Source organism: Mesorhizobium sp. M7A.F.Ca.CA.004.06.1.1 (assembly GCF_003999135.1).
Classification (GTDB): Bacteria; Pseudomonadota; Alphaproteobacteria; order Rhizobiales; family Rhizobiaceae; genus Mesorhizobium.
Window position 1 is genome coordinate 1 of the sequence record NZ_RZPQ01001285.1, and the last position, 805, is coordinate 805.

Below are 805 nucleotides of genomic sequence, written 5' to 3' on the forward strand. Positions count from 1 at the left end.
GCGGCAAGGTCGCGTTCACCTGCGGTGCGGACGAACACGGCGCTACTCGATGCCCAGCTTGGCCTTGACGAGGTCGTTGACGGCTTGCGGGTTGGCCTTGCCGCCGGTCGCCTTCATCACCTGGCCGACGAACCAGCCGGCCATGCTCGGCTTGGCGCGCGCCTGTTCGACCTTGTCGGGATTGGCGGCAATAACGTCGTCGACGGCCTTCTCGATGGCGCCGGTGTCGGTGACCTGCTTCATGCCACGGCTCTCGACCAGTTGGCGAGGGTCGCCGCCCTCATTCCAGACGATCTCGAACAGGTCCTTGGCGATCTTGCCGGAGATGGTGCCATCCTTGATCAGATCGATGACCGCACCGAGCTGCTCGGGTGAAACCGGAGCGTTTTCAATGTCTTTTCCGGCCTTGTTCAATTGCCCGAGCAGATCGTTGATGACCCAATTGGCGGCAAGCTTGCCGTCGCGGCCGGCGGCCACCTTCTCGAAATAATCGGCGATCGGCTTTTCCGACACCAGGATCGAGGCGTCATAGACGGACAGGCCGAGCGACGCGATCAGCCGCGCCTTCTTGTCGTCCGGCAGTTCCGGCAATTCCTTGGCCAGCGCATCGACATAGGCCTGGTCGAATTCCAGCGGCAAAAGGTCGGGATCGGGGAAGTAGCGGTAATCATGCGCCTCTTCCTTGGAGCGCATCGAACGCGTCTCGCCCTTGACGGCGTCGAACAGCCGCGTCTCCTGATCGATCTTGCCGCCATCCTCGAGGATGGCGATCTGCCGGCGCGCCTCATAGTCGATGGCCTGGCCG

General features: G+C 62.9%; 1 pseudogene. It reads right to left on the minus strand.

Features of this window, described 5'->3' with window-relative positions:
• Nucleotides 1–42 precede the first annotated feature (42 nt).
• Nucleotides 43–805, minus strand: a pseudogene (gene gatB / locus EN906_RS35810) (Asp-tRNA(Asn)/Glu-tRNA(Gln) amidotransferase GatCAB subunit B); the annotation flags it as partial.